20 protein-coding genes, 1 other RNA gene, 2 pseudogenes and 1 riboswitch are annotated in these 24,677 nt (G+C 38.0%); of the genes and pseudogenes, 7 read left to right on the forward strand and 16 right to left on the reverse strand.

All coding sequences use genetic code 11. The features are described 5' to 3' along the window. Positions 1–162: 162 nt before the first annotated feature. Positions 163–972 (forward strand): TspO-related membrane protein, encoded by an 810-nt coding sequence (locus tag ACR65H_RS10805; protein ID WP_440500253.1) that lies wholly within the window; start codon positions 163–165, stop codon positions 970–972. A gap of 151 nt (positions 973–1,123) precedes the next feature. On the opposite strand, the gene ACR65H_RS10810 is transcribed toward ACR65H_RS10805, so the two are convergent. From ACR65H_RS10810 to ACR65H_RS10835, 6 genes are all read right to left on the reverse strand, one after another. Next, positions 1,124–2,158, reverse strand: coding sequence for a serine hydrolase domain-containing protein (locus ACR65H_RS10810; RefSeq protein WP_440500254.1), 1,035 nt, complete (start codon positions 2,156–2,158; stop codon positions 1,124–1,126). A 373-nt stretch (positions 2,159–2,531) separates the two neighbouring features. After that, positions 2,532–3,839, reverse strand: a complete 1,308-nt coding sequence (locus ACR65H_RS10815) for an LLM class flavin-dependent oxidoreductase (protein ID WP_440500255.1) — start codon at positions 3,837–3,839, stop codon at positions 2,532–2,534. Positions 3,840–3,857: 18 nt separating this feature from the next. Next, positions 3,858–4,610 (reverse strand): 3-oxoacyl-ACP reductase, encoded by a 753-nt coding sequence (locus tag ACR65H_RS10820; protein WP_440500256.1) that lies wholly within the window; start codon positions 4,608–4,610, stop codon positions 3,858–3,860. A 134-nt stretch (positions 4,611–4,744) separates the two neighbouring features. Continuing rightward, a riboswitch (TPP riboswitch) is annotated at positions 4,745–4,845 on the reverse strand. 303 nt (positions 4,846–5,148) lie between these two features. Further along, a complete protein-coding gene (locus ACR65H_RS10825; RefSeq protein WP_440500257.1) occupies positions 5,149–6,447 on the reverse strand; it encodes an FtsW/RodA/SpoVE family cell cycle protein in 1,299 nt (432 codons plus the stop codon). After that, positions 6,437–6,835: a helix-turn-helix transcriptional regulator gene (locus tag ACR65H_RS10830; RefSeq protein ID WP_440500259.1), complete on the reverse strand. Its 399-nt coding sequence runs from the start codon at positions 6,833–6,835 to the stop codon at positions 6,437–6,439. Before ACR65H_RS10830 ends, ACR65H_RS10825 begins: the two co-directional genes overlap by 11 nt. Positions 6,836–6,837: 2 nt before the next feature. Next, on the reverse strand, positions 6,838–7,374 hold the full coding sequence (locus ACR65H_RS10835; protein ID WP_440500260.1) for a sigma-70 family RNA polymerase sigma factor: 537 nt from the start codon (positions 7,372–7,374) through the stop codon (positions 6,838–6,840). 137 nt (positions 7,375–7,511) lie between these two features. Here ACR65H_RS10835 and ACR65H_RS10840 point away from each other — a divergent pair. Beyond that, positions 7,512–8,306, forward strand: a pseudogene (locus ACR65H_RS10840) (SMI1/KNR4 family protein); the annotation flags it as partial. A gap of 86 nt (positions 8,307–8,392) precedes the next feature. Here the strand turns inward: ACR65H_RS10840 and ACR65H_RS10845 are convergent. Together ACR65H_RS10845 and ACR65H_RS10850 are read right to left on the reverse strand one after the other, a co-directional pair. After that, on the reverse strand, positions 8,393–8,701 hold the full coding sequence (locus ACR65H_RS10845; protein ID WP_440500261.1) for a hypothetical protein: 309 nt from the start codon (positions 8,699–8,701) through the stop codon (positions 8,393–8,395). 146 nt (positions 8,702–8,847) lie between these two features. Continuing rightward, a complete protein-coding gene (locus ACR65H_RS10850) occupies positions 8,848–9,909 on the reverse strand; it encodes a suppressor of fused domain protein (RefSeq protein ID WP_440500262.1) in 1,062 nt (353 codons plus the stop codon). A gap of 371 nt (positions 9,910–10,280) precedes the next feature. On the opposite strand from ACR65H_RS10850, the gene ACR65H_RS10855 reads away from it, so the two are divergent. After that, positions 10,281–10,826: a DUF488 domain-containing protein gene (locus ACR65H_RS10855; RefSeq protein WP_440500264.1), complete on the forward strand. Its 546-nt coding sequence runs from the start codon at positions 10,281–10,283 to the stop codon at positions 10,824–10,826. A 212-nt stretch (positions 10,827–11,038) separates the two neighbouring features. Here ACR65H_RS10855 and ACR65H_RS10860 read toward each other — a convergent pair whose 3' ends face one another. Next, positions 11,039–13,183 carry a transglycosylase domain-containing protein gene (locus tag ACR65H_RS10860; protein WP_440500265.1) on the reverse strand — a complete coding sequence of 715 codons (2,145 nt, stop codon included), beginning with the start codon at positions 13,181–13,183 and terminating at the stop codon, positions 11,039–11,041. A gap of 334 nt (positions 13,184–13,517) precedes the next feature. Here ACR65H_RS10860 and arr point away from each other — a divergent pair, with 334 nt between their 5' ends. Both arr and ACR65H_RS10870 read left to right on the forward strand, forming a co-directional pair. Further along, positions 13,518–13,934: an NAD(+)--rifampin ADP-ribosyltransferase gene (arr, locus tag ACR65H_RS10865; RefSeq protein ID WP_440500266.1), complete on the forward strand. Its 417-nt coding sequence runs from the start codon at positions 13,518–13,520 to the stop codon at positions 13,932–13,934. Between the two features lie 36 nt (positions 13,935–13,970). After that, positions 13,971–14,537, forward strand: a complete 567-nt coding sequence (locus ACR65H_RS10870; protein WP_440500267.1) for a dihydrofolate reductase family protein — start codon at positions 13,971–13,973, stop codon at positions 14,535–14,537. Between the two features lie 59 nt (positions 14,538–14,596). Here ACR65H_RS10870 and ACR65H_RS10875 read toward each other — a convergent pair whose 3' ends face one another. The 4 genes from ACR65H_RS10875 to ssrA all read right to left on the reverse strand — a co-directional run bounded on the left by ACR65H_RS10875 (position 14,597) and on the right by ssrA (position 20,557). Next, positions 14,597–15,631 carry a threonine aldolase family protein gene (locus ACR65H_RS10875; protein ID WP_440500268.1) on the reverse strand — a complete coding sequence of 345 codons (1,035 nt, stop codon included), beginning with the start codon at positions 15,629–15,631 and terminating at the stop codon, positions 14,597–14,599. Between the two features lie 171 nt (positions 15,632–15,802). After that, on the reverse strand, positions 15,803–17,737 hold the full coding sequence (locus ACR65H_RS10880) for a UvrD-helicase domain-containing protein (RefSeq protein ID WP_440500269.1): 1,935 nt from the start codon (positions 17,735–17,737) through the stop codon (positions 15,803–15,805). After that, positions 17,722–19,914, reverse strand: a complete 2,193-nt coding sequence (locus ACR65H_RS10885; protein ID WP_440500270.1) for an ATP-dependent nuclease — start codon at positions 19,912–19,914, stop codon at positions 17,722–17,724. The genes ACR65H_RS10880 and ACR65H_RS10885 overlap by 16 nt, the downstream gene beginning before the upstream one ends. Positions 19,915–20,199: 285 nt before the next feature. Continuing rightward, positions 20,200–20,557, reverse strand: a transfer-messenger RNA (tmRNA) gene (gene ssrA / locus ACR65H_RS10890). Positions 20,558–20,746: 189 nt separating this feature from the next. Between ssrA and ACR65H_RS10895 the strand changes: the two genes are divergently transcribed. Both ACR65H_RS10895 and ACR65H_RS10900 read left to right on the forward strand, forming a co-directional pair. Next, entirely contained in the window at positions 20,747–21,175 is a 429-nt protein-coding gene (locus ACR65H_RS10895) for a HEAT repeat domain-containing protein (RefSeq protein ID WP_440500271.1), read from the forward strand. A gap of 752 nt (positions 21,176–21,927) precedes the next feature. Beyond that, positions 21,928–22,461: pseudogene (locus ACR65H_RS10900) on the forward strand (polysaccharide deacetylase family protein); the annotation flags it as partial. Between the two features lie 138 nt (positions 22,462–22,599). Here the strand turns inward: ACR65H_RS10900 and ACR65H_RS10905 are convergent. The 3 genes from ACR65H_RS10905 to ACR65H_RS10915 form a co-directional block, all read right to left on the reverse strand. Next, a complete protein-coding gene (locus ACR65H_RS10905; RefSeq protein ID WP_440500272.1) occupies positions 22,600–22,749 on the reverse strand; it encodes a hypothetical protein in 150 nt (49 codons plus the stop codon). 129 nt (positions 22,750–22,878) lie between these two features. Beyond that, entirely contained in the window at positions 22,879–23,418 is a 540-nt protein-coding gene (locus ACR65H_RS10910) for a PadR family transcriptional regulator (RefSeq protein WP_440500274.1), read from the reverse strand. Positions 23,419–23,484: 66 nt separating this feature from the next. After that, entirely contained in the window at positions 23,485–24,645 is a 1,161-nt protein-coding gene (locus tag ACR65H_RS10915; RefSeq protein WP_440500276.1) for a YhgE/Pip domain-containing protein, read from the reverse strand. Positions 24,646–24,677: the final 32 nt, after the last annotated feature.

Genomic DNA, 24,677 nt, shown 5'->3' on the forward strand with positions numbered 1-24,677 from the left:
AACAAGTACTTGTTCTCTATTCCGCGGCACAATTCCTTCAACTTTCAAAAAAATGCTAGAAATTCTACACTTCAACAGCCACTTGCCAAAAATCGTTTATATTGTTGGAATACAGGAATAGTAGAAAAGAGTGATGAATATAGTTCGAGAAAGGAGGATTCGATGAAGTTAACTAGCAAACGAGTATGGTTGAATACAGTAATCGTTCTTACATACATCTTGATGATTGTCACTAATGTATTGGCGAACGTTTTACCCATTAACGGGCAAACAACGGGTGAAATTTCAGCGAAATACAGTAATTTATTTGCCCCTGCAGGCTTTACATTTTCAATCTGGAGCGTCATATATGTCTTATTAGGATTACATGTCTTATACCAACTCGGTTTCTTTCATAAAAAGCTAAAACCTTCTACAGCCCGTCTGTTAACACAAGTCGGCATCTACTTTTCAATTTCTTCAATTCTTAATACCCTTTGGATACTTGCATGGCATTATGAAAAACTATTCTTATCCGTCATCACTATGATCGGGCTGCTTCTTTGCCTAATCAACATCAACAAATTGACCGCAGAGGCTTCCCTCTCTTTAAAAGAGAGTTTTTTTATCAAACTTCCCTTTAGTGTCTATTTTGGCTGGATAACAGTTGCGACCATTGCCAACATTACAGCTTTCCTCGTCTCGATCAGATGGGATGGATTTGGGTTATCTGAAGTGACATGGACTATACTTATCCTGATTATCGGAACAATCATTAGTGTCACAACAATGCTTCGCTTACACAACCCTGCATATGGTTTGGCTGTATTATGGGCTTATTTCGGTATCTACTCTAAACATACATCAGAAACCGGATTCAACAACCAATACCCCACCATAATATGGACTGTCATTATTTGCATGATTGTTCTATCTCTCACGATCATCCTTGTCGCCGTGGGAAATCGAAGACAGCCCAAAACTAACGTGTAGTAACTATTACTTGAATGGTGTATGTCCCTCCTATGTGGAATTCTCTATCCCTTTGCACTACACGCTTCCTGCAGAAGGTGCGAAACGCACTAACAAAGAGTAACCAAAAGTATGTAAAAAAAGAACGAATGCAATATTGCATTCGTTCCTTTTATTTACTCGAAACCGCAAGTCGTATCGCCATCCGTACTGCTGTTGCAGGGTTCGCCGTTTGGTTTACATCACCTACAAAAAACAGATCTTTCTCGGGATAATAAAAAGCAAAGGAACCTGTCGAGCCCGAATGTCCGATCAATTCCCCCTTACCAGTAAAAAGCATTGTAAATCCACCTAATGGGATTCTCATATAGCCGCCACCATATTGAATGGGATAAAAGCTGATTTGTAACTTCTTATACATCTCCAATTGGTTGAAGATTTCTTGATTAAATAAATCTCCTCCAAAAAACGCTTTAATAAAGACCATCATTTCGCGGGCAGTGGTAATTGCCCCTCCACTCGCTCGACAGCTTTTAATGTATTTCGGAAGGGAAAGCGCATTATTTTTAAAATAAATACTGGGAATAAAATCATCCTCATCTATAGGTAAATATGTTTTCTCAAGCTTCAATGGTTCAAAAATGAAAGATTTATAGACATCTTCCAATGAAGAATTCGTAAGGGACTCAATAATCTGGCCTAAAATATCAAAATTGATATCCGCATAATGTGATCTATTTAATGTGTCAGGTGCAAAGTGTGGTTTCATCTCTTTCGTAAACGCTATTATTTCGTCAATTGTGATGTTCATATCTTCCTGAAGTACACGTTTTCGAAGATTATTTTTACCTTCTTCAGATACATCCGGTAACCCGCTTGTCTGAAACAGCAAATGAGCGATGGTCAATTTTGCGGTATACTCCTGTCCTTTATAGAGATGGAGCCCACTAAGTTTCTCTTTATCAAAAAAACGTGTCACTTTATCATCTAATGAGAGTTTCCCTTGCTCCAGCAAAATTAAAATGCATGTAGTTGTAAACAGCTTCGTAATACTTGCCATGAGCAATGGCGCATCTATGCTCTTGCCCCCATACTCATTTTTGTATGAAAAATCCCCATTTCCATTTTGGATAAATAGTACAGACTCATGTATATGCTTTGATTTCACGACTCGGCTAAAGATCTCATCGTATTTTTTAGTCACCATCAGTTCCTAACCTCCCTTCTTGCAGACTATTTGATTATATTAGTTGATGTCTATTTGCATGCAGGAAAAGAGGCTTCCCAAAAGTTTAACTAACTAAATGAGAAGCCTTCAATTGTGTTGGACAATGGACCGTCGAAGTACGCCACAAGTCTATTTAGTGAAATGAAAGACTTGCTTGCCACAACAATCGGAGACACAAAAATGGCACGTGAATTCTACGGAATTCATAGGGCCGTATCTGGACGTATATTGAATGTTGATATGTGGAATTGGAAAGGGTTGATTATACTGAAAAACCAACGGAATTTCTGGGGCTATAGACGGAATCCAAAGGGCAGCGTTATTGAATCGCTCCCCTTTTCATGATCTTTTATTATGTTAGCCCTAAATGTCTACGTAATGTATGTCCTTCATAATATTTTTTGAAAAGACCTCTCTTTTGCAGCTCCGGTACTATGAATTCAACAAAGTCTTCTAAACTACTCGGCAATGTGGGAGGCATAAGATTAAATCCATCGGCTACCCCTGCTTTAAACCAAAGCTCCATCTGATCGACAATCTCTTCAGGTGTGCCGATGAGCGTGAAATGTCCTCCACCAGCATTTAGATACCCCAATAATTCCCTTACTGTTGGGTTTGTATCATGAATAATTTCTATTATCGTCTCATATCGGCCGACCGGTCCAGTAAATTCCTCCACAGGCGGCAATGGTGGAACCTTTTCATCAAGTGCCCAATTGGAGCAGTCTTGCCGAATAAAAATGCTCAGCTGTTTTAATGCCGTGTCAATAGGTAACTGTACATCTAATGCCGCTTTCTTGGCTAAAGCCTCTTCACGACTCTTGCCGACATAGGTGACTAAGCCCGGAAACACTTTAATATATCTGTTGCTATTCTCGCTTTGTTTCATTTGCTCATTGATTTTTTCTCGAAACCTTTTTGCTTGCTTGAAGTTCCACGACACTGAGTAAACTGCATCTGCATGCTTTGCAGCTAATGCAATGCCTTGCTTGGACGCCCCTGCCTGCATTGCGACCGGTTTACCTTGAGGACTTTTCGGCGTAGTGGACGGACCACACACTTTAAAGTAGGTACCTTCGTGATGAAATGGCGTGATGTGTGAAGGATCGATCAATTTTTTCTCTTCACGTTCATGCAGAAACGCTTTGCTATCCCATGAAAGAAATAAATGATTCATTAAAGTAGCAAATTCATCTGCTTTTTCATAGCGTTCATCATGAGACGGCAGCTTATCCATACTATGATTTTGTGCTTCAACATCAGTCATTGAAGTAACAAGATTCCAACCTACACGACCTTTTGTAAGATGGTCTAAACTTAAAAGCTGTCGTGAAGCTGTAAAAGGATTCGAAAAAGTACTTGATATCGTTGGAACTAATCCCACATGGTCTGTCACTTGGGATATGGCTGTTAAATTGATGAGCGGGTCAAACCAAAACGCCGGCATATCACTGCAATCTTTGCCTACAAAAGATTGATTATCTGCAAAGAATACGACGTCAAATAGGCCCTTTTCCGCCAACTTGGCTAAGTTTTGATAATAGGTAATATCACCAATCCGTTCAACACTTGAGTCAGGCATAAGCCACGCAGCTTGGTGGTGTCCGCAGCCATACAGCAAAACACCTAAGTTTAGTTGTTTTGCGTTCATTTCAACCATTTTTCACTCCCCCATTTGTCAGTTCATTGTTAAACCGCCATCGACTGTGATATTCTGCCCTGTAATACCGCTTGCATTGTCTGAAGACAAATATGCGACCATATTCGCTACTTCTTGTGGCGTGGTGACCTTCTTCAGTGGCGTAGAACTTGCAATCAAATCGAATACTTCCGGCGTTGTAACAGCACTGGCGTTAGTTGTTTTCAATAAGCCTCCTGAAACGACATTCGCTTTTATGCCATATGCTCCTAACTCGGCAGCAATATTACGTGTAAAACCGATCAATCCGGCTTTCGCTGTTGTATATTCATGATAAGGAACGACAGGATTCTGAAATAGATTCGTCCCTATATTGATAATACTTCCATTTTGTCGTTCAATAAATTGAGGTATGACACTTTGAATTACGTTATATGCTGCTTTTAAAGTACCATCCAACTGTCTTTGATAGTCATCCCAAGTTAGTTCTGCGAAAGGTTTCTGCTTGATTGGATCAAATTTGAAATCGATTAATGCATTATTCACCACAACATCAATTTGCCCAAAATAGTCAGTTGCCTCTTCTACCATACGATCCACTTCTGTTCGATTGGTTACATCAGCTTGAATGGCAATCGCATACTCCTTTCCAATCTCGGAAACAATCTTGTCGGCTGCCTCTTTGCTCTTATTGTAATTGACGACTACCCGAAATCCTTGGCTTGCCAATGTTCTTACGATCGTTGCCCCTAGTCCTTGACTACTTCCTGTTACCAATACGACTTTACTCATCCTAACCACTCCTGTTCTTATACGTTTTGAATCGGTAAATGGCAGCTAATAAAAAAACGCAACCTTCCAAAAGGAAAGTTGCGTAAAACTATGACGACACACCAAAAAGAAGACAGAGTCATCCCTCTTCGTATGTCCGAGAGTTTACACTTTCCTACGCTAGTTTCAGCTAGATCAGGTTCAAAGGGTTTGAGTCTCTACTCATCTCAGTTAAATAACACCCCTAGTGCATACTATTAAGTTTTTAAAGTTTTTATAAAAGATCATGCTGCCATTTATAATATTTCTATTAGTTTGCACTTTAAACCATATCATATAGTATGATCTATTACAACTGGACCATTTATTTCCTTGGTGCTTGTCCGCCCTTGAGTAACAATGCTTTACTGCTCATGAACGAAATGACAGAGTGATAAATGTAAACCCGATATTTTTGTTTTTGATCCGATATTGACGCCAGTCAAATATCTTTGCCATAGAGACAATGATATACTTAGCGTCACACATTCTGTGTTGCCATCATCTTCAGATGGATGATTTATGCAGAGTAAATTTGTTTTCCGATAAACGCTTTTCTCCGATAGACGCTTAAGACTAAGCCTATTAGAAAGGCATTTATCAGCAATGGTGTAATCCCGTAACTAATAAACGGTAACGGCACGCCTGTTAGTGGTAAGAAGCCAAACACCATTAAAACAGAGTAAATACTCTGGCAACTGTATAATGTTCCTGCTGCGATAACGAGTAACTTACCATATGATTGTGGCATTGTAGTAACAAGCCACAAAATGCGTAGCGCAACAGCGAATATGATACCAATGACTGCGAGTCCTGCAACATAGCCATACGATTGAATAAGCTGTACCAAAGCATAATCAGTGTGGGCTTCAGGAATGTAGTGAAGCCTATCTGCCCCGAACCAGCCAGCCCGTGCAAGTGCTTCATTTAATTGGAGCATCATGTAGCCTGCTGAATCCGCATATAATTCAGGATGTAAAAAAGCTCTGATGCGTACTGTTTGATATGGCTCAAGTAAATAGTGATATGCATAAACACTAAATGCCGCTATCGCTAACCCCATTCCCCCTACTATTAAAAACACAATAAGCTTCGCTTTTCGGTTGAAATAGCTAAAGCTAAACAAAACGGCTACAACTCCCATATATAGTAGCGTTACAGAAAGACTTCCTATCATCATGAATAAGAATATTGGAAGTAGAAATAATCCAGTCAGTTTCCAACCTCTCCATTTGCGTTCAGTGAAAAATCCTGCAAAGGCTACTAATAACAACGGAAGCGCCATCCATGCCTGCAAACGAATTGGACCTATTTTATACATTGCTTCTCCATTAACAAAGATGTTGGGCATAGCCCAGAGAACGATTAATAACAACAGTGCCCCTCTATAAAAGAACATACTATAGCATTGCAGTTTACGATAATCAAAATACATGATGACGGCTATCCCTGCAACGGCTAGTATGATATGAAGGATTTTATTTTTAACAAAGTAATTCGTCATATCTACACCAAATCGATGGCTGAAATCTGTCGTTAAGATTGGTGTAATGCTTACAGCAATCAATAGCAACACTGCGCCAATTAGCCAGAAATCCCATTTTGGCCGGTGAATTTTGTCCATTGATTTTCCGAGCTGTGAAGCAGAGCCCATTTCCTCAATGGCTTTTTGCTCAGCTTCTATTGAAGAGTAGCCTGAATTCACCCAGGCTTGTTTGGATTTCGTCAGATGGTGGTGCAATTCTTCTTCTACATAGCTACGTGCCTCTTTTGAACGGATATAGCTTGTAACTTGCTGTAGAAACTCCTTAATCAACATTCATGCGCACCCCCCAAATTAGTTCCTTAAGAGATAGCTTTTCATGCGCATTGTCTTGCTGTAATCGCTTTTTCCCGAGCTTCGTTAATTGATAGTACTTCACACCACTTTCCCACCTTGCAGAAAGCCAACCGTGCTGCTCGGCTTCATGTAAAACCGAATAAATCATCCCTTCATTATGAACAATTTGCTCGACACCACGGACATGCAGCATTTGCGTTATTTCCGTGCCTGACTTTGATTCTGTGAGCATGGATAGTAATGTTTGTTGTAAGGATAATACTTGTAACTGTTTATGTATTTGCTGTCGATGTTTTGTTTTAAATTCTACTTTATTAAAGACAGTTTGATCGACTGCTTTTTTCAAATTTTTTAAGCGTTCTTCCACTCCTACTCACACTCCAATCGATTCTTCAATAATTGTTTTGCTTTACGCAATCTCGTTTTCACGGTACTTTTGTTTAGCTGCAGGACGTCTGCTATTTCCTTCATCGATTGTTCCTCGTAATAGCATAAATAGATGACTTCACGATATTTCAGCGGTAGTGCGAACACAGTACGTGCTAGTTCTTCATCTTCTTGTTGCCTAATAACTTGCTGCTCGACACAAACTCCACTTTTCACTTGTGCGATTCGATTATCTTCGGTCGCTTCTACATTTTTTGCATACCAGCTTTTCAAATAATCTTTTGTATGATTAATCGCAATGCGCCATAACCAAGTTTTCATTGAAGAATTAAACTGGAATGTCGGCAATGCCCTATAGCACTTTACAAAAATTTCTTGTGTTAAATCTTCCGCAACGGAGAGGTTATGTACGTATTGCATAACAAGCTGTAATATATCTTGACCATAATCAATCATGAGTTCATCAATGATCTTTTCATACGGTAGTAACTTCGTTTGTTCAATTGAATAGCTATCCACTTCATATCCCCCTTCATAACATTAGACGAGTGCCGATTGGCAGAAGTTTTTTTATTTGTAATATATAGCAGTCTATATGAACTTCTAATAATAGCGATAGACAGCCTTTGTATTTAGCATTACCGGGATAATTCTAGAATGGCGGGGTGCCGAAGAACACCAACTTTCCAACAGAGGAACCGACTTCTTGGGCGGAAAATCATATTGCCATTTCGGGGATTATGGGAATTGGTCGCGAGAAAAGCTATTCACTGTGCGGGGATCTCGGCAGTCCTTTTATGATTGAGGAATGGGGATATCCTGATATCGGTGTGGTGATCTGTGATTGCCCTTCAGCCGGTCATGATGTCGTCATGTTAGACTATCGGGCAAGCGGTTCAGATGGCGAACCTGCAGTTGTCCATGTCGATCAGGAAGATGATTATAAGATTACCTTCCTAGCCGCTAATTTCGAGGAGTTTATTAAAGGCTTAGTGAACGATGAACAATATGATACTTCTGAGGAAGATAAAATCGAGGCCATGGGGAAAGTAGCATACGGCAAATTTTCTCCTCTGCTGGAGGAGCTGTGCTCTCGGGTAATCGAATTGGAGCAGGTGGGACAGAAAATCCGCAGCATCTGTACACGGATTGTCGAAGAGAAAGGCCATTTTTCATTTCACGCAGACGAATTATCATATGTCATGTATGACGTACAGTTTTGGTTATATACGAGGGCAAATCCAGACACGAGCCGCGATCAATATGTAGCTGTTTATCCGAGCATCATCGTATTTGGTGATGAATTCGGCCAAGGCGGCTATGCCCCTTCCTTCATTACAGATTGGCTTGATATTCGCATGCAGGAAGGGCGGATTGTACAGGAGAACGGGATGATCCGGTTTACCGATTCCTATGCGGAGGAAGTTATTAATACGTTGCGAGAAGCTTAATCAGGTTCATGGAGAGCTCGCTTTAAAAGCGGGCTCTTACCATTCCGGCTTCTCCACGTACGACATTATTGCATGTTATTGCATTGTTACATAAATCCTTCCTCCGGTTCACCGACAGCAAATCCTAATACTTGTGTCGCTTCCAATTTAAATCTCTCTATCCAGGAATGCCAATCATCATTACTCATCCGCGCATAAAAAGATAATCCGCTTGGTTCAACGGAGGCCGTAATGAAAACATTATCTTCTTCACACCCGAACCAATAAGGAATTCCATCTTTATATCCTTTCCACCCCGGCATACTCTCATATATATTTTTCACTTTATCCCATACATTATCAGGTAGGTAATACCATATATTTAGATTGCAATTTTGAGAGTTGATGTCACTCATTTGCGTCTCTCCTTTAGTAGCCTTTTCCACCGGAACATGACGAAAAGTGTTCGCCCTAAATGCAGCTTGCAGAAAAAATAGTGGACAATGCGTGGTCATAATACTTACCTCTAAATAAATTCTTAGGTAAACAATGTTTCGATCCTTTATCCAACGATAGAGATGACCTGTCCATCTTGATCCTTAATGTACGTTTTAACGACTTGTATGATGAAGTCGTTAGTAGAAGACAAATGAATTTCTCCTTCTATTGGAAGAAGTTTATGCATTAGCTCGTTGACAACTGTTTCATCAAGACGTAAATGGACCGTGCCCTCAACTGTTTCGAATCCAGTCGTTGGAGCAAGCTCCAATGTGACGTTTGCCTCTTTACTTACTAATCTCAAATCTCTACCCTTCAGCAACCGGCCTTGCAACAACTTTCCAACCGTTTCAGCTTGCTTCGCTCCTACTGTGAGCACAGAAGGCTTCTTTTTGAACAACCCTTTCTTACCGGGTTCCCAAGTCAATTGATCCACAAATAAATAACCAGTGCTCGAACCGTCGCGGTCTATGCCGATTTGAACACTTTCCTGAACGGCAGGAACTTGAAGCATCGAAGTTCGGGATAAATCCGTAAGATAACCTGGAATCTGTCCTTTTCCAGCTTCTAGTAGACCAGCTGTATTCCATACTTTCATCGCCTCCAGCTCGTCCTCGGTGATCCCAACCATTTGAAGGAAATCAACGCGTCCGTTAGGCGTATGCAGTATACCTAGCTCTGGATCGGTGATAAAAGCAAGAGCGGTTAACTCCGTATCGGCTCCCAAGCAGATGGGACCATTCGCATCCAAATAATCACCTGAAGCAAAAACGTTGCCGCTGTTAAACACATAGCGCCCCATATTTTGAAGAAGGTTCAAAGCCCATGCAGGAGGCTCTTCCTCATCATCAGTGCGGGACACCCGAAACGAAAGCTCAAACCCGTAGCCGCTATACTCGGCATTTTCCGATTCCTTCTCATAAAGCTCGGAAAAGCCAAACGTAATAATATGCCAATGTGGAGAAGGTGTTTCCGCCTTATACGCGCTAAGGCCATCCAATGGGTCTTGTCCGCCAAGCAAATAAGGAATCGCAGTCCCATAATGCTTCGGTTCCTGATCCCCGTATAATTTCGTTGCCGCTTCTTCAATTGCATCCCAACCTGTTGTGTTCACTTCTTCCGCCATTTGTTTTCCTCCTATTTCTTCACTATGTACAGTCATGTTCTAAATTGGATAAACTGGTCCTACTTTATATATTTTCCATTTTCACAATCTATTTATTATACTAAAACTTGAAGAAAATAAATAAAGGCCTCATGTCCTAAATCAGCAGTTTTCCTATAGAGCATAAGTATCCAAATCGGAGTAGCTTGAATAGTGAAGCAGTCATCTATGTAACTGCGAACGATAAACCCCGAACTCTTCTCTTATTCAGAGACGATTCTGTTTCAATCCCCCATCCGAGGCAATCGCAAGTTCTGTACAGCGCTTTCCACTGCTATGTTTTACCCGCACCCTTCAGTGGAAAACTTGTAATAAACAGAGGGGGTTACGAATTGGAGATTTTTACGATCGGCCATTATTCACATTCAAAAGAAGAATTTATCGAGCTGCTCAAGCTTGCGAAGATTGAGCAGCTCGTCGATGTTCGGTCTTTTCCGGGCAGCCGTAAATTTCCTTGGTTCAAAAAAGAAACGATGGCGGAGTGGCTGCCAAATGCCAACATCGCGTACTGCCATATGCCTGATCTCGGCGGAAGGCGGCCCGCCTCCGACCTGGTCTCCCCTGTACTGAATGACGGTTGGCAGAATGCCTCGTTCCATAATTATGCGGATTACACACTGTCGCACTGCTTCCAGGAAGGCGTCGATGAACTGATGAAGCTGGCCAAATCGAAGAGGACTGCATACTGCTGCTCAGAGCGCCACCCCGCCCGCTGCCATCGCCTGCTCATCAGCAATTGGCTTGCTGCTCATGAGTGGGAAGTCACCCACATCATCCCGACAAAAGACGGCGGCGAACTGGTCGCACACGAACTTGGAAAATGGGGCGCCATGCCAATCATCGAGGAAAACGGGACGGTTGTGTACCCGAAATTGTGATGGTACAACGGGACAATGCCCTCTATCCTATCTCCCCAACATCAAATTGGCTCCCCAGTTTTTCATTGATGATAATGAAATCGATTTACTCCGATTTCAAGAAAAAACCAGTTCTGATCATTTTTAATCAGAACTGGTTTCCTTTGCATCGAAATCATGTAGATCCTTAAACAAGACCAACTTCTCAATATCCTTTTTTGCATTTTGCTTTATCATTCTTGTATCCACTTCTTCAATCGGTCAAGGCTATCTTCTATTTCTTTCCCCATCTCTTTTTCCCGTTTCTCCTTTTCTTTCTTTTTCCTTTCTTTCTCTCTTTCCTTCTTGGCTTTCTTCTCTCTTTTTTCCCGTTCTTTCTCTTTTTTCTTCTCCTGTTTCCTTTTCTCTTTTTCCGCTTTTTGTTCTTTCTCCCTCAACTTTTCTTTCTGTTTCTCAAGCTCTTTTTTATCTTTAGCGATTAACGGTAAATCAAATTCCTTCGTAGGATATTCACTCATTGACCTTAATAGGACTTGCCCGAAAATTGGTGGGGCTGTGAAACTACTAGTCGACGTTAAGTGATGTTCAGGATCGGTTTTATCATAGCCTAGCCAAACCGCACCTACGATGTCCGGTGTATAGCCGACGAACCAATGATCCTTCGATCCATCTACACCCGTGAATGGCAGCTGGGTGGTGCCTGTTTTACCGGCAACTTCCATCCCTGAAAGTTGAGCTTTCTTGGCCGTACCAACTTCGACAGCACCTTGCAGCATATAGGTCATTTGCTGAGCAACTTCCGCTTCTGTTACTTCTACTGATTGTTCACGCCATTTTCCAATGACTTTGCCTTCTGAATCTTTTATTTCTACAATAGCATGGGCTTCCATCATAACCCCATCATTCGCAAATGCAGAGAAAGCTTGAGCCATTCGCAGGGGTGAAGTTCCTTTGTGCAAGCCCCCTAATGCCAGGCCAAGATTATGGTCGTTTTCTTCCAATGGGATTCCGAAACGCTCTACGGTCCGCACGCCAATTTCAATTCCGATGTTATGTAGCAGCCAGACGGGAGGGATATTATACGATTGGGTGACTGCATCGTACATTGTCACTTGCCCTCTAAACTTATGATCGAAATTTTGCGGAGAATATCCATTAATGTTAATTGGTTCGTCAACGAGCAAATCCGAAATATGATAGCCTTGCTCCAATGCCGCAGTGTAGACAAGTGGTTTCAAGGATGATCCCGGTTGTCTAACGAGCTCGGTCGCATTATTAAAGCGTCCATACGTATATTCTCCTCTGCCCCCGATCAAGGCACTAATTCCACCCGTTTTAGGATTCAAGAAGACCGAACCGCTTTGAATGAGTTGATCCGGCTTGCTCTTCGGAAAATAACGATCATCCTGATACACTTCTTCAAGGGCATCTTGGATGACAGGATTTAACGCTGTATATATATGTAATCCTCCATACAGCACTTCGTTTTTCGAAATCTTGTACTTGTCGACCGCCTCGTCAATAATATAGTCAATATAATATGGATATTTCCCTTTATAATCCGTCATTGTTGAATCGGCTAACACAATTTCTTGTCCGACCGCTTCATCGAACTCTGCTTGACTAATATACTTTTCACTTTTCATTAACGATAAAACAATGTTGCGGCGTTCCACCGACTTTTCCATGTCTTTATAAGGAGATAAATGGGAAGGTGCTTTAATTAATCCCGCTAATGTAGCAGATTCACTTAACGTTAACTCGCTAACATCTTTTCCAAAATAGATTTGCGCAGCCCGTTGAACACCCCATGCTCCTTCGCCAAAGTAAATTTGATTCAAGTAGCGTTCCAGTATGTCATCTTTAGAATAAGTTCTCTCAATTTTCCTCGCGATAAGTAATTCTTTGAATTTACGAGAATATGTACGATCCTGGGTTAAAAATATATTTTTTGTTAGTTGCTGAGTGATCGTACTTCCACCAGCCACAACCTCACCTTTTAACAGGTTTTGAGTAAATGCCCGCGCAATCCCGAAATAATTAATTCCATGATGTTTATAAAACTGTTGATCCTCAACAGAAATTACTGCTTCTATCAACTCATTTGGTATTTGGTCTAGACGAACTCCTTCAATGTTGGAAATTGAAATTTTACTAACGATCTCTCCGTTTTGATCGTAAATAAACGTCGGTCTCGGTTCAGGTTCTTCTAGTTTACTCACATCACTTGATGAAATTAGGTGATTCACCATGACCAATCCACAAAGGACTACAAGTAGCAATACGAATAATAGTATTCGGAAAGGTTTCTTTATGTTTGACCATTTCTTCTCTCTATTCAATCGGTTCTGTTGCTGTTTATGTTCAATTCTTCCCATATGTATTCCACCTTCTTGATTGCCTTTCGGACAACAAGTTTAGCATATTGGGAAGAAGAAACCTAAATGAATTACTACATGAAAAATCTACCAACCCCTAACGCAGATTTGTCATGGAGAGCTTCTATTTGTATTTTTTCTATAGAAAAAAAGAAAAGAAGAGCAGCATTGGCTGCCCTTCTCCTTTACGCACTCTCTAACGGATTGATAGTATTCACATCTTATTCTCTACTTATAGTATACCATCATCTGCTGATCATTTATAGACTACTTTTCCCGCCATTACTGCCTTATACTGTACTACGCAAGTCAAAATGCAAAAGGGGGCAATTGTATGAATGACAATAAAAATAGCTTAGATCCAGGTCCGTTCTTTCATGGCACGAAAGCAAAACTGGAAATTGGAGATCTTCTTGAACCTTTACACTTCTCCAATTATCAGGATAAAAAATCTAACCATATCTATTTTACTGCAACATTAGAGGCTGCTAAATGGGGTGCTGAATTAGCAAAATCCAATGAAAAGGAGAGAATTTATATCGTGGAACCGTTAGGTGATTTTGAAAACGATCCGAACTTAACGGACAAGCGATTTCCCGGAAACCCCACACGCTCCTATCGGTCAACATCTCCATTGAAAATAGTAGCCGAATTAGGCTCATGGGAAAGACATTCCGATGAACAGATAAATCATATGCTTACATCTTTGCAAAAGTTAACTGAAGAAGGGAAAAATGTGATATACGATTAATGCTTCATTATCAAATATCGTCAGAGGAGGTAAACAATGTCCAGCACAAGCCAAAGAAAAATCATTTTGGATTTAGCAACGACACTAGATGGATTCATCGAAGGAAAAAACGGCGAGACAGATTGGTGCATTATGGATGCTGAAATGGGATTTACAGATTTCCTGCATCAGATTGACACCATTTTATACGGAAGAAAAAGTTATGATATGTGGGGAGAATTTAATCCACCAACGAATGCCGCTGATGATGAAAAAGAAATGTGGAGATTGGTCCACAGCAAAGATAAATATGTATTTTCCAAAAATGAAAACAGAACTGACAGCAAAACAATCTACATCAATAAAAACATTGCCGAAGAAGTGAATAAACTAAAAAACCAGCCTGGAAAGGATATCTGGTTATACGGTGGGGCAAGCCTTATTACAACCTTCATTGAGTTGGATCTTGTTGATGAGTTCAGGTTGTCTGTTCATCCAGTTGTTTTAGGTGAAGGAAAAGCATTGTTTACTGACATTAAAAAACAGCTAGATTTAAAATTAATTGAAACTAAAACTTTCTCTTCAGGTGTTGTTCAACTGATTTATCATAACAAACGCGATTAAATGAAAAATAGTTGGAGCATTAGTCAGATCGAATCTGACCTACTCTCCAACTTTTGTCTTTATATATTCTTAATATCCTCAATCAGTTGCTCAACATTTTCCTTTTTTGTCGCCCAGCTCGTACAAAATCTCACAACACTTTGTGTATCATCGACTTTCTCCCAATAGGAAAAAGAATACTTCTTGCTCAATTCATCCACCACGTCATTCGGCAAAATAGGAAACTGTTGATTTGTCTTGGAATCATATTTTAATGAAAACCCTTTTTCAACAAACGCCTCTCGAATCATCATCGCCAAGTCCACAGCATGCTTAGAAATCTCAAAGTATAAGCCACCTTCAAACAAGGTTTCAAACTGGATCCCTAACAAACGCCCCTTAGCGAGCATTCCTCCATTTTGTTTGATCATATACCGAAAGTCTTTTTTAAGATCATCATTTGTGATGACAACAGCTTCTCCAAACAACGCTCCAACTTTCGTTCCGCCGATATAGAACACATCACAAAGTCTTGCGATATCAATAAGAGATAGATCGTTGTCTTTTGCAGCGAGACCATATCCTAAACGAGCACCATCCATAAATAAGGGCAAACCACATTCCCGGCAAACCTTGCTTAATTCCTCCAATTCGGATTTACTATAAGTCGTCCCATTCTCGGAAGGATGAGATATGTAAACCAAACCTGGCTGCACCATATGTTCATGAGTGGCATCATTCCAATGAGTATCATATAACTCTTTTACTTGTGTTGCTGTAATCTTCCCATCATCACTCGGCAACGTAAGCACTTTATGTCCAGTCGCTTCAATTGCTCCCGTTTCATGTCCTGCAATATGACCCGTAATCGCAGAAACCGCTCCTTGATGCGGACGCAAGATGGAAGAAATAATTGTAGTATTTGCTTGTGTTCCGCCAACTAAGAAGTGTACATCTGCATTCTCCATATCACACGCTTTTCGAATATACCCTCTAGCCCTTTCACAATAGTCATCCACGCCATAGCCAGGTGTCTGTTCCTCATTGGTTTTCAGTAGCCGATTCAGAATTTGTATATGAGCACCTTCAGCATAATCACTTTCAAAACGTATCATTATAATCCTTCCTCCCTTGCAGTAATTTCGTGGCACTTAACATAAAAACCTATTTTTAGTATAGCTTCTCCTGAAAATAAAATTAAGTAAATCTTTGTCTTAGAGACAAAGATTTACTTAAAGTCACACTTTTTTGGAATGAATTCGGATTTGTTTGCGTGCCTGGCTATTCTAAGTTACAACTTCAAAATTCAAATTCACCATTTTTGAAATGAACTCTTGTTCAAAGCTATGAATATTACTTTTCTCAACATATACACTCAATTTTCTTTTGGCACGAGAACAGCCAACATAAAATAACTTATAAGCTAATAATGCCCCTTCTATTCTTCTTACTAATCTAATACATTTCAAAAAATTTGAAAGGTTTGGTTTCTCCTCGTATTTCGAGAATATATCAACAAAAAAAGCATTAAATAATTCTTCGTTATTAACAAGAACTTTTTTAATATTTAAGTAACACACCTCGCATTGTTTCTCAGAATTTTTATAATCGGCTGCTTTTATCTCAGATATTCTTTTCATTGTAGTTTCACTAAGTGCATTAATATTTTCATTAATTTCTTTCTGCATAGAAGTTAATTCAAGATAATCAAATAAATCTCTTGAAATTAAATCCAAAAAGAAATACATTTTTACATTTGGATTATTACCATCCGAGATCTTTAAAGCAACATTATCATAACCCTCACCTTTAACTGCGTGTTGGGTTGAGAATTCCGGACTTTTAGATTCTATATAACAGTGAATAAATTCTTCAAACTTCACTGAGTTAATTTTATTTTTAAATTCTTCATTTTCATCTATCTGACTAATAATCATATCGATATGTGATTTGTATATAATTTCATTTCCGCGCAAAAAATTCAACAATTCTTCGATTGTTAAATCCTTTTTTAATTCATTACTCAATTGATTTAGATACTGAGCTATTTTTATTTTATCTTTATGGTTCTTAATCTTCCATATTTCCTTATTTGAAAACTTGTAATTTCTAATTTCGCCAATTATTCGATTGTATTGTTTATTATCAAAGAGATCACTAATATTTGTTATAAATATTAAAAGAACAATTAAATCATCTGGATTATCCATGGACATATCTAATAATATCTCTTTCGTGTTGTGTTTATCGAATAATTTATACCTCTCATTATATGCAACATACAAATTATAGGCGCCTATTGCTTTAAACAAATCACTATTATATAAAACTAACTGTAAATTACCCTCACTTATTTCTGTACCTAAATCATCTACTATATACAGCTTTGGTTTCTCTTCATCCATAATTTTAGGGATTTGTTGATACGAAGAATCAAAGTATAGATTATTTAATAGCTTTACAATATTCCCTTGGGAGCGCCAATTAAACTTTAATGAGTAATTTCTAACAAAATTGTCTTCTATTATTGATTGAAATCCTTCGACTCTTTCATTATAGATTTGTTGCATTTCATCACCTAGAAGTATCAATTTTGTCTCACTACCTATACACGAATGATAAAACAGCTCCAAGACTTCTGATTGTGTATCCTGATATTCGTCTATAAAAATGTACGAATATCTCTGTGAGATTACTTTACTGAGTTTCGGGAACTCATGACATACTTTATTTGCAAATATTAATAAATCATCATGAGACAGTCTACCATATAGAACTGATGTGAATTGTGTCTCCCCATATTCTAATTCAGAGATATTTTCTTTAATAGTTTGTAGTGTTACCTCACAATCCTCCTCTAAATTAAATTTATCTTTAAATCTCTGTAATTTAATTCTATCTCTCTCATCATCACTTCCTAATAGACTTCTAATATCATTTTCATAAAACTCTACAAAATACTCGATAACTGGTTCGATTTTAAAAAAGGGTCTCATGAACTTACTGATAAATGAATGAATAGTACTTACTTCAACTTTGTCGTTGTCAATTTTTTCTATTAACTGATTGGCTGCTCTATTAGTATAAGTTATACATAGTATTCTTTTTTGAGGCGTTTGAAGAAGTTTGTTTACTGTTTTAGAAAGAGCAGTTGTTTTTCCACTACCAGCAGGAGCATTAACAAGAGTGAATTGTTTATTTATATTTAATCCTTCAACCAATTTAATCCCTCCTCGATATAATTAGGGATTGCTTCCTCAATACTTTCAGTTTCAATTAATGAATACATGAAATCCGTTTTGTTTTTTAATTTATCAATTCTATCTCTTAATGATGTTTCACTTTTACTAGTATTAGGTAATAATAGCTTATTATTATCAATTAATAATTGAAAATCAGCTTTGGAGATCTTGTCAAAAACGGTTTTGAAATTCAAGAGCTTGTTTAATATTGCATCTTCTAAGGTGCGTGCATACCCATCAAGGTCTGTTTGAAATTTCAAACAAACGCTAGTGTCCTCTAAGAACATACCACTTTTTTCGGTATTTTTTTTAAAGATATTAGCGATAATGGATTCTCCCGTAAATTTCTTGATAGTGTCATTAGTTGTGGAACGGTTAATTATATCCTTAGTAAGAACGTCCGTTTCCAAATTAATGTCTTCTTTTGAGTATTCATAGTCAATATCTGTGAAAATTAAAGTTTTAATCTCTAAATACTGTATTAAGTCTAAGTATTGATAGGCATATGCACCACCAACTTGAATATATGAAATATACTGAGTTGATAAGTCTTCAAAATCTTTAATATTTGAAATTAAATACTTAAATAATAATCTTTCTGCATCTCCTTCAAATAAAATTAATTTATCTGCAAAAACCATTTCAACCATATTGAACTGAAAGAACTTTTGATAAAACTCTTTATTTATTGTTGGGATATTTATAAAATGATTTAAGTCGTACACTTTTGATTCTGTATGCCCTTTAGATCTAAATACACGGATATTATTTAATCCAATTGTTTTTGTCATCTCACTCGAATGACTTGTGATTAACATTTGGAAAGGTACACTTTTCTCTTCATTTGCAACAATATCTTCTACTAAAACAATTGCTGTAGAAGTGCTTAAAGATTCCGCAGCCGCAGTAGCTACTTCTGCTTTTGACTTTGCTTTTGACTCTTCTTCAGATACTTCCACTCCTCCTATTATTTCTGTTGTTGCTGCTGCTTTTTGAACTTCTCCTTCTTCTACATCGCCTTCGACTTCTTCAACTTTTATTTCAGAGCCGTTCGCAATGATATTAATATATCTAATGAAAATATTTTCCATCTGGGGGTGAAGGTGTGCCTCAGGCTCTTCAAAAATTAGTAAATTCACTTTTCTAGGATCAATTTTTTCACTAAAAATTTGTGCTTCTAATAATAAATAGATCAGATTACTATAGCCAAGGCCTTGTTTTTGTTCCTTTACTTTTAAACCTTCATCTTGTTCAAAGTAAATATGTATAAAATCAAGGAGGACCTTTTCTATATCCTTATTTTCCAGTCTAAAGTCTATTCCTAGATTTCCAGTATTTCCTCCATTTGTTTTTGAAAAACTATGGAGAGTTTTCTTGATATGTTTTAGTGTTATCGCATCAATCTCATTCGATAACTTTTGTTGATTCAATAATGTATTTATGCTATTTATCAGAACTTTTAAACTTTCTTTCCAAACACTATTGTTCTGTACAGTTTTCAGCAAATGTTTACTTAAAAAATTTTGCTTATCATCTGAAGTATCAGCAAGTCTTCTAATCGCGTACACACAATGGTAATTAAATAGATCATAGAAATTCGATTTATCAGGAATACTGATTTTATTTTTAAAATCCTCGTTACAGTAATAAATGTTTGATTGCAATTCTGAAAATATTTCTCTAAAGTCTCTTTCACCATTCAATATATCTAATATGTCCTTTTCTTTAGCAGGGGTATATTCATATTCAATTAGAAAATAAAAATTTTTTTTATTAATATCTATATCTGATAAATATCTTGAAAAATATTCAAGATCATCACTTTCATCATCATATTTAGTTGCTACACCTATTTTAATTTTTTTTAGTTCTTTATGTATCTTGTGTAACTTATCTTTCTTATCATCAATACTCAAATTATTATCATTAATAATTCCTTCTATTTTTTCATCATTCTCTAAACGTGTTTTACTATTCAAGTCATCTATATTTATATAATCTTTTCGCTCTCTAAAAGTATTAGATAATAATTCTACTAAAGATGTTTTACCAGAGTTATTAGAACCTACTACTGCTGTTAAATGATTGTCTAGAGTAATTACCTCATCTTGTAATTTTCTATAGTTTTTTATTACAAGCTTTTCAATACTAATCATTCTAGTTTTCCTCCAATCTATTTATCTAAGTGATAACAATTTTCATAGCATAGAATAAAACAATAAACTAATTAAACTGTCAATCACTTTTCATTAATAGTACATTTTGGAAACTCATATGTCTATAGAATCATAACAAATAAATTCCAATAAGAAATAAAATTGAGTTAACGCAAAATAATATTACATATTCAGTTAAAAACATTTAAAAACTAATAAAGGATATTGGCATACTCCAAAAGAAAAAAACTTGAATATCAATGAATTTAATCTATTATTCTTATCTTATGGAGACGGTGGGAGTCGAACCCACGTCCAAAGGCTCTGCTACTTCAGCGTCTACGCGTGTAGATTGACTACTTGCGATTCGCACTGCATTATGCCGTCAATCAAGGCGTCTTGAGCGCTATCCTGATAATCACTTGCAACGGCCTCAGGAGGCGACCGTTACCGTATCCCACACTAATAGGTGAGCCTAACAATGCTACATGGGCGATGGAACTGCTAGGCAGATCAACAGCTTACGCTGCGAATGCTAGGTTGTTGTTTGTTTTAAAAGTTATATTAACTGCCGTTTCTGAGGGAGTCGAGCCCTCAGACGCGAAGCTCTAGCCCAGCCCCCTGTCGAATCCTTAACGTCCCCAAAAAGAGTGGTATTTCACGGTGCAACTTTCTGAAACCATTCGAAATTCAAAAATTCAAGTACCAGGCACTCGCTAATTTATGAATCGCCTTACAAGCCATTCATCGCTATTTTCACCTAGACAACGTATAATAAATGAGGCAGAGAAGAATTCATTTTTCCTCTAGTTTAAAAAAGAGGTGCTTTTACTTGAAACAGTTTGAAACAGCATTACCTGAGCAATATGAAACGTTAAAAAAACAGGCCAATTATACGTCTAGCTGGCGAGATCGATTAGACGCAGTCGAAATACTATCGGCTTATCAACATGATAAAGTCATTGATTTATTAAAAAATCGTATGAAGTATGATACTGTCAACAAGGTGCAATTAGCAGCCTATGAAGCACTTGTGGCGTTTGGTGAAGACGTAGAGAAGCCGTCACCTGCACGTTTTGATATTATTAAAGACACGGACAAAATTTTCCTACGGGTGAGAAAGAGCTTGCCGAAGGACCATACAGTGGCAGACTTTGCGGATAAGCTAAAACGTATGCGTTTAGATGTCTTTGATGCGTATGAAGGTGACAAGGGTGAACAATTTATGAACTGGTTAGAGGAACGTTGGGCAAAACTATAATGAGTTGTTTTAAGGAAAGTCATTCTCTCCGGCATGTGGAGGGGATGGCTTTTTCTTATCAGTGATTCTCGAACAGTCTCAAATGTCTGCACAAAAAAGAAGCACAAATCCCCAATAAGAGAATTTATGCTTCTTATCTTTACTGTTTTCCATAAATTATGGAGAATCCTCGCTTCAAGGCTCTGTGTACTTCAACGTCTACGCGTGAAGATTGACGATTTGCGATTCGCGCACACGTTTCATGAGCGATGGAACTGCTAGGCAGATTCATCAGCTTACGTTGCTAATGCTAGGTTGTTGTTTGTTTATTAACTGCCATTTCAAATTAGAGGCACGTTCATTTCTCTCTGAATAAATAACCCATTTCAGTTGATCATAACAATGATGACAATAAATAGTCTCTGTTATGGAATAAAAAAAGGAGATGAAGGGATGCAACTTCGAATATTGAAGTGGTTGTTGGTGACGGGGTTTTTATTTTGTATGCATCTGTTTATGCGAATGACGAGCCCTTGGTATATATAGCGTAGGAAAAGTCGAAAGCAGTCATACAAGATGACCAGGAAGAAGATTTGCCTGACCCTGACGGAGGAACTGATAATTCTGGTCGGAAAATTCAGCAGCCTGTTGACCTACGAATTTTACAGCAGCGGTATCCGGCTATATTTTTCTTACAAGATCCTACCGATTAAAAACGAGTTACTTTAACTTTTGATGATAGTCCTGACCCACGCTTTTCAAATGATGTATTAGATGTATTGAAACAGTACAATGTACCAGCAACATTCTTCGTGTTAGGTTCAAAAGCCGTTGCTAATCCTGATATTGTCAAGCGAATGCAAAACGAGGGACATGTAATCGGAAACCATACGTATTCCCATCCGAACCTTGTCAAAGAGTCCGACCTCCAAACTCTTAAGCGGGAGGTGGCTAGAACGGAAGATGCCCTTAACGGCATTATTGGTTACCGGACAAAATTATTTAGGCCACCATATGGCTTCTTATACAATGAACTCGTCGAAAAGCTTGGTAAAATGAACAATTACGTAATTGGATGGTCGGTGGATTCCTTGGATTGGCAAGAAGACCCGCCGGAAGTTATTACTTCCAAAGTAGTAGACAACATTCAACCAGGCTCAATCATTCTCATGCACGATGGCGCAGAATCGAGTGGAGATCGAACGAATACCATCAAATCGCTTCGCCAAATAATTCCGGCACTGCAAGAGCAAGGGTACGAGTTTGTCACTGTTCCTGAATTGTTGAATATTCCCTATAAGAAATAGAAGGTCCCTCTTCTATTTCTTTTTAATGCCCAATCCAAAAAACAGCCTAGCTTCTATGATTTAATTAAATTTAAACAAGAGAACTTGGAAAAAGAAAAAACATAGGGAGATCTTAGTCTTCCTATGTTTTCATTCATATTATTTATCTGTTTGTTTTTGCTTTTTCTTCAAATACTCCGCACGTATTTTTTCCAGTTGCTGCTTTTTATCAAATTGAGCAGGCTTGTTTTTTTCATGATATTTAGTCACGGCTGATTTACCTTTGTTATCCAATTGATATTTCCCCATTATGTTCACCTACTTTTCTTATCTCGGCTTCACGAGATACTATTCAACAAATATAATGTACATTCTATAGTGAAGTATACCTCTAACCTTTATTTGTTGAATAAAGTCTATGGAGACGCCCCATACTTCCTATATTTCCTCTTTTTGAATATGTTTAATTAATCTTTCAAAGTACTGTATGGAGGAATTTATTCTATAGTTCGCATAATCGCCAATAAAGTCAGCTAATATTTCTTGTCCGGGCTCAATAAAATGTCGTCCCTCGAATTTGGACATCTTGTCCCAATTCGTTTTTATGCCGTTTACCTTTTTCTCTAATATACCGACGACTTTATCACGATCCACATATTTCAAATTGGCTAAACCAATCACCATATCCCCGATTGAATTTGCATTTTCAAAGAGTTTATAAATCTTTTTCGGTAAGACTTCCTGACCTTTTTCAGTAATTGCAAATACTTGTTTATCTGGTCGATGCTCTTCTTTAATGATTTCTTTTACCTCAATGAAGCCTTGCTTTGCTAATGATTCAAAATGGTAATACAACTTGCTTTCAGTCAAACCATTGATCGTCTCTAGAGGCTGTAATTCTGCGATTTGTTTTTTCAATTTATAAGGGTAATTATTTTCTTCCATAAGCTTAGTCAGAATGAAAATTTGAATCGCCATTATTTCAGCTCCTTCGGTAATCATTAGTTCTATTCTATCAAAACCAATCATTTACTTCAGCAGATTTTAAACATTTGCAGATTCTATTGACTTCTCTATTGGCATTGGCTTGTGTAAGATCCAAACGATAACAATGTTAAGTGCCATCGCGACTAGTCCAACTATAGCTAATCCTAACAGATAAGGGCTTACACTTGTGCTACCAAAAAGATTCGCAAAATAAGCTTGTACCGAGTAATACATCGGTGAAATGTGACTTGCCCAATTATAAGGCGCATACATCATATCACGTGGAATGACTGCTCCATTTGCAAGTGTCTGAACTAATAAGATTGGGATATTTAGAACCATTCCTGCTTCTCCAAACAAGAAGATGACAGTTGCCGTGAAGTTAAAGCTTACCCAATAATTAAGGATTTGTTGCCCCAAAATCTGCAGGAATAAATCCCCGCTTAAATCATTAATCCCCATCACGATTATTGTGGATACTAAACCAGCAATTAATCCAACGAGGATAGCTGTTAATTGCACGTAGATGAATAAACGTGTTTTCGTAGCTTTCCCGCGATTCGCTTTAAACGCTCCCACTAATTGCATTGCTGCAATCATTGCCCCTACATACAAGGCCATCGTTAAGAACATGGGTAGCATATTATTATGCATACCATCTGGAATGTCATTGATTGTAACAATATTCCCTACATAGCTGTTTTCAATTGTCTTCGCTATTTCTTTTGCTTGCTCTTCAGGCACGTTAAAGTTCATTAAGATGCCTTCTGCTGTTTGCTGTGAGAATTGTGCACTTAATTGCGCATTAATTTGAGAAACAACTTGATTCATGGAAGAGGCTACAACTGTTGCTCCAGCTTCATTGAGAGTGAACTCAATGCTTGATGATACATCACTATTTTTCAAATCAGCTGAAAACGTTTTTGGAATATGAATAACTAAAGCTAATTCGTTATCTTCTAAGTCTTCTAAAGCTACTTTATTCGAAATATCTGTTGTTATTTTCTCGAATGGGAGTTGTTCTTCTAGGCTCTCTGCAACTTGCCCCCCAAATTCTCCTTCGTCATCATTAATAATAGCAATTGGTAGTTGATCGATATTTCCTGGAATTGCCGTGTAACCTGGCAAAAAGATCCCTAACATACAAACTGCATATAAAACCCCCATAAATATTGCGGAGGTCGCACCTTTACCTTTTAAAAACTCTCTAAATTTCATTTACTATTTCCTCTCTACATCTCAATTTTTAC

Source organism: Sporosarcina sp. SAFN-015 (assembly GCF_059415085.1).

What these genes read in the sequence shown, in the direction of transcription:
- ACR65H_RS10805 (WP_440500253.1), top strand. Translation starts at nt 163, where the DNA reads ATGAAGTTAACTAGCAAACGAGTATGGTTGAATACAGTAATCGTTCTT.
- ACR65H_RS10810 (WP_440500254.1), bottom strand. Translation starts at nt 2,158, where the DNA reads ATGGTGACTAAAAAATACGATGAGATCTTTAGCCGAGTCGTGAAATCA.
- ACR65H_RS10815 (WP_440500255.1), bottom strand. Translation starts at nt 3,839, where the DNA reads ATGGTTGAAATGAACGCAAAACAACTAAACTTAGGTGTTTTGCTGTAT.
- ACR65H_RS10820 (WP_440500256.1), bottom strand. Translation starts at nt 4,610, where the DNA reads ATGAGTAAAGTCGTATTGGTAACAGGAAGTAGTCAAGGACTAGGGGCA.
- ACR65H_RS10825 (WP_440500257.1), bottom strand. Translation starts at nt 6,447, where the DNA reads ATGTTGATTAAGGAGTTTCTACAGCAAGTTACAAGCTATATCCGTTCA.
- ACR65H_RS10845 (WP_440500261.1), bottom strand. Translation starts at nt 8,701, where the DNA reads ATGAGTGACATCAACTCTCAAAATTGCAATCTAAATATATGGTATTAC.
- ACR65H_RS10850 (WP_440500262.1), bottom strand. Translation starts at nt 9,909, where the DNA reads ATGGCGGAAGAAGTGAACACAACAGGTTGGGATGCAATTGAAGAAGCG.
- ACR65H_RS10860 (WP_440500265.1), bottom strand. Translation starts at nt 13,183, where the DNA reads ATGGGAAGAATTGAACATAAACAGCAACAGAACCGATTGAATAGAGAG.
- arr (WP_440500266.1), top strand. Translation starts at nt 13,518, where the DNA reads ATGAATGACAATAAAAATAGCTTAGATCCAGGTCCGTTCTTTCATGGC.
- ACR65H_RS10870 (WP_440500267.1), top strand. Translation starts at nt 13,971, where the DNA reads ATGTCCAGCACAAGCCAAAGAAAAATCATTTTGGATTTAGCAACGACA.
- ACR65H_RS10875 (WP_440500268.1), bottom strand. Translation starts at nt 15,631, where the DNA reads ATGATACGTTTTGAAAGTGATTATGCTGAAGGTGCTCATATACAAATT.
- ACR65H_RS10885 (WP_440500270.1), bottom strand. Translation starts at nt 19,914, where the DNA reads ATGATTAGTATTGAAAAGCTTGTAATAAAAAACTATAGAAAATTACAA.
- ACR65H_RS10905 (WP_440500272.1), bottom strand. Translation starts at nt 22,749, where the DNA reads ATGGGGAAATATCAATTGGATAACAAAGGTAAATCAGCCGTGACTAAA.
- ACR65H_RS10910 (WP_440500274.1), bottom strand. Translation starts at nt 23,418, where the DNA reads ATGGCGATTCAAATTTTCATTCTGACTAAGCTTATGGAAGAAAATAAT.
- ACR65H_RS10915 (WP_440500276.1), bottom strand. Translation starts at nt 24,645, where the DNA reads ATGAAATTTAGAGAGTTTTTAAAAGGTAAAGGTGCGACCTCCGCAATA.